At 39.4% G+C, this 5079-nt stretch carries 3 protein-coding genes; all 3 read right to left on the bottom strand.

Annotated features, from left to right (window positions below; all coding sequences use genetic code 11):
* Nucleotides 1–1166, bottom strand: a 1166-nt coding sequence (locus tag AC1DND_RS18905) for a hypothetical protein (RefSeq protein ID WP_477583969.1), incomplete at its 3' end; no start/stop codon positions are given.
* A 677-nt stretch (nucleotides 1167–1843) separates the two neighbouring features.
* Complete coding sequence (locus tag AC1DND_RS18900; protein WP_477583967.1) at nucleotides 1844–2956, bottom strand: hypothetical protein; 1113 nt, start codon at nucleotides 2954–2956, stop codon at nucleotides 1844–1846.
* 62 nt (nucleotides 2957–3018) lie between these two features.
* Nucleotides 3019–5079, bottom strand: a 2061-nt coding sequence (locus tag AC1DND_RS18895; protein WP_477583965.1) for an RHS repeat domain-containing protein, incomplete at its 5' end; no start/stop codon positions are given.

The following is a 5079-nucleotide window of genomic DNA, read 5'->3' as shown; positions in this document are numbered from 1 at the left end:
ACATACGTATGGGCAAAAGCGCCATTGCCTCCAATAGGGCTATAATCGCCATTATAATAACCCAGGCTATAGGCCAAGGCATCTTTTGCAATGGTGGCATTTTGGGGCTGTGCAGCATCGCCTCCCATTTCGATAGTTGGATCTAATTTTGTTCCATTTACACCTTTTAGCCAGCCTTGTAAGGTATAGGCATAATCGATCCCCTGTACTTTTTCGAGGTTACGGCCAAGCTCCATCCTGGCCAGTGGTCTGTGTAAATAATACTGGTAAGCAGCATCCAGGCGCTTGTAACTATTATCGAGGCTACTGCCAAAGCCATAAGGGGTTATATTGGCCTGTGTACTGGTCCATGCCTTAATCAGGCGGTTTTCGCTATCATAATCGTACTTATAGTAAAACTGGTCTTTTTCAGGTGTGGCCGTCCTGCTGTGCTGGTAGGCCAACAGGTTTACCTTGCCGCTAATCAGGTCGTACTCGTAATCGAGGGTTTTTATGCCCAAGCCATTTATCTGCTGATACAACCTTTTCACATTTCCGCCCACATCGTAGCTGTAATAACTGGCATTAATCGCTGCAGTGCTTCTATTATCGCGGTAAATACTGGCCGATACCCTTTTGCGCAGGTTATCTTGCTGCAGGGTAACATTTACGCCCGCTGATCCAGGCGCTTTATCATCGTAAAAAGTTTGGGTAATCTGGCTATCAGCTCCTGTATTATTGTTCAGAATTTCGCGGTACCGTGAATCTTCCTGGTACGGTGTTGCAGGTTGTTTATCTCCTGTAAGATTTTTCTGGCCAACTTCAAAAATCCTGCCCAATGCATCGTAATTGGTATAGCTATAATCTGAAAGCGCAGCCTGTTTTGCATTTTGCGAAAACACCAAGCGGCTCAAGTAATCGTACCAGAAATTGCTTGCCCTACCATCTGGTGTTTCCTGTTGTAATACCTGGTTGGTGGCATTATATACATAACTGGTTTTGAGTACATGACCAGGGTAAATACCGTTATATTGCGTTTCTTGTGTACTGTTATCGGCAAGGGTAGTTGGTCCGCCTGGTGCCGGTTGGTTAAAACGGAACCTGGCTATTGCGATTTCATCAATTGCTGCAAAACAGCCACTAGCTGCATTGGCCGCAATTTCACCATCTAGCGCAAGTCTTAGCACCCCGGCCCAAGCAGCTAAGGCCTGACTTGTGCTTTAGTCAAATCAATATAATCTCTTAAGAAAATTTAAAGCACAAGTCAGCCACCAACACTGCCCTAGCTGCTAAGACTTGCGCTAGTGAGGGGTAATCAGGGCGCTATACTTCGCAATCAATGAAATAAAGGGCCTTGCCCAAAAGGGAAAACAGGGACAGCCATGGTCAACCGAAGAAGACAGCCTTTTGTTAAAAGCTTTTAATGAAGGCAAAAAGATAACCGAACTGGTCAGACTGCACGGGCGCTCTTATGGCGCAATTAAAGCTAGGCTCATCAAACTCGAAATGCTGGAAAAGTAAAAGCCCGGCACAAGGCCAGGCTGGTATTATAAATTCTTTAAAGCTCAAAATACTATAACTAAACAAAAGGTCTCAGCGAGACGCTAAGACCAGATTGGAGTACACCTTCCCGCCTAATAAGACTTGCGCCAGTGAGAGAAATGATGGAAAAGTAAAAGCCCGGCTCAAGGCCAGGCTTAGATTATTTTAAAGCACAAGTCTGCCAGCAACACTGCCTCGCTCGCTAAGACTTGCGTCAGTAGAGATAAGACTTGCGCTAATGAGGTTTTATATTGGTACGAGTTAAAAACTCGCACCAGCACAATTTATCTAATTACAATCCACTCGGACTAGCAGGGGGGCACTACCAGTAAATCTTTTCATCAGGCATTAAAAAATATAATTTACTTGAATATAAATCTCTAATAGTTGTAAATGCTCCGTAATAATTTTTATTCTTTAAGCCAATTTTATCAATTTCATTTCCAAAATTTAGGCTATAATTTATGACATTCTTGTCATCACTAAAGATTAGTTGATCGTTTACAATTCCTGCGACAACATTTCCATATGAAATAACTTTTTTTGTCCATGTATATTTATTATCGCTGACGTTAATTAAAAAAAAACTACATTCATTCCTTATTTCATGATCCACGTTGCTCAATTTCGGCAAAAATCCAATCAAAAGCTGATCTTTATATTGATATACAGCTGATATTGGCTTTGAGAAGTTTCTTTCCCAAACAAGTTCTCCTGTATGTTTTTTTAAAGCAAAAATTCTGTTATTATATTTCACAATAAAAAGTGACCCATAATTAAATATGTCCACATTACCATCGACATTATCCATTTTCAGAGAATACATCCAATTAACATTGCTTTTATTATCTAAAGCTAAAAACTGCAGATTATTCTCGTTTTTCTCAACTCTGCTTATTAGGTTTAATTCCATGTTGATGGGCAATGATATTGTATTTAAATGATAATCCGCAACTCCCCCATCGAAGTGATGAAATTCATTCTTTTTTAGATCAAAAAAGCCAAAACCCATAACTGCTTCAATAAAAAACACTCCATTTGAATCCATTATCAACTTACTTGTTGTATATGTTTTGTTCAGATCAATTGGTTTTTTAAATTCAATTCCTGTACGCCAGTTTTTGATGTATAATGTATCTGGATGGACCAAAGACATATAGACTAAACTATCATTATAGATATCGTACATAACTCCATTACGTTCTAACCCAGAGATAATATTTCTAGTGTAACCAATTTTCTTTTTTTTATTAAGATCAATAATATAAAMGCAAAAATTATTGTTTTGTTTAAATCTTCCACGAATCGCCAATAGATTATTTTTTATTCGAAAATCTACTAACCTCACACTATCGCCAATAAATTCATTAAGATCTATAGAATGTTTAAAGCTTGAGAGATAGTTTTCAATATTTTTTTCTCTTTTACAACTCATTAATACAAAAAATAAAGGTAGTACCTGTATTAATATTTTACTACGCCGAGAATAAATCATAATTATTTCATATTATTTTTATAATAGTTATTTATTGAGTTATGGGCTTTTATTATATCAGATGTTTGCTTATCAGTTAACTTGACACCACTTTGACTACCATGTGTTTTAGGCCATAACATAAATAATGGGATATTAATCCTATCTTGTTGTCCATAGCGATACTTAGCATTATCATTAGTAAGGTCTGTACCCCAATGTGAAAAATCTGGAAAAAAATGATTTGCTACTCCTCCCGGTATATACCATGCATTTCTCGACATCCTATTAAGATTTCTTAAAGCTAAAGTTCCATTCCATTTAGAGTAGACATCAAAAGCTACAGGCCCTTGCTCCCTCCCTATAAATCCTTTATCCCACTCATAACCAGACTTATATGAATACCCTATTCCATTACCATAAAGAGCGTCCTTAAACTTAGTAACAGCATAATTCGCTATTCCTTGATTTAAATCCTTTAATAATCCTCCAGTACCAGTAGGATCTAGGCTAGCCAAGTTGCCGCCGTCAAAATTCTTTGCCAAATCATCAACGAGATAGGATGCTCCCATTGCCCATCGACTTTTAAACCCTCTAGAATCCATCTGACCTTGAGCCCAATTATAATAGTCTCTGACAATTCCAAAACTATATGCTAATTCTTCCACCTTACCTGAACGAGTAAAATATGATCTAAATTTATCTTGCGAGCCATTTTGTGTTATAGAAGACATTGCATTAGACCAAACACCGTTTTTTGCAATTCTATCCGATGTAAGCCATGCTCCATCAGAGCCATCCATTTTACGGAGTGCTGATTTTCCTTTATGTAACGAATATGCATCATACGAATTATATTCCTCAAGTCCGTCTAAATCTATACTATTAATCGGTTTGTTACCTGCAAATTGGTAAGGTGTATACCAGGGATATTCCTTCGTCAACGGGTCCACACTCAGAAACTTCCCTATCCTCGGGTCATAGATCCTCATCCCGTAATCCTGCTGGTTACCCGGTCCTTTTACCTCATTATCGTTTTCCTTACCGTTAAAACCATAACGGTAGGCCTGTGCGCCTGGGTTTGTAAAATCGCGGCCGTTCATCTGCCCACCAAAGGCGTAATAATCGTTACTGTTAATTACATCAGGCTCGTAAGTACTACCGGTTTGCAAGCGGTTATCGCTCACTACCGCCATTACGTTACCCAGGTGGTTACTTAACTCAAAGAACTTAAGGCCATAGCTGTTCCAAATACTGCTGCCATTGGCTGTAGCTAAATTAAGGTTTGGTTTCCACATTCCCAAACGGCTGCTRCCATACAGTTGTTGCTCGCGCCAGTTGCTGGTATTGCCGGTATTATCGTACACAGCCAAACTGTTACCCTGGGCATCGCGTACATAATAAGTGGTAATGCCATTGTACAACTTRCTTACCCGGTTGCCCGAWGGATCRTAAGTATAGTTGATGCCACCGCTATTTTTGYTGATGCTTTTGATTTTACCATAAACACTCCAATCAATGTTGCTGATGCCTTCGGCAGCATCGGTTTTTAAGTTACCTATTTCATCATAGGTATAACTATTGTTGCCTATATCGTTTCCATTGGTTACCCCTACAGCATCATTTACGGCAGCCAAACGGTTGTTCAATAGTTTACCTGCGCCATCGCGGTTATACACATAACCCAAATTATCCATGGTACTTCCGCCCTGGTTATTGCGCTGCAGGGTTAGAATATTACCGTTACCATCGTAACCAAAGCTTTCTTTAAATTTATCGTTGGCACTGCCAAAGTTCCAGTTACCTATACCAATATCGTGCTGGTTTACATTTTTAATGCGGTTAAGCTGATCGTAACCGTAACTATAACCCACTGTTGCATCGTTGTTTATTTTGGCTATGCTGTAGGTACTGTTGCTAATGTTTCCATTAAATAATGGCCGGCCAGTAAGATCGCCATTTGTTCCCACATACGTATGGGCAAAAGCGCCATTGCCTCCAATAGGGCTATAATCGCCATTATAATAACCCAGGCTATAGGGGCTATAATCGCCATTATAATAACCCAGGCTATAGGCCAAGGC

The organism is Pedobacter sp. 01N416 (assembly GCF_056399685.1).
The sequence above is the reverse complement of the archived record's forward strand: the minus strand, read 5'-3'. Positions and strand labels throughout refer to the sequence as shown.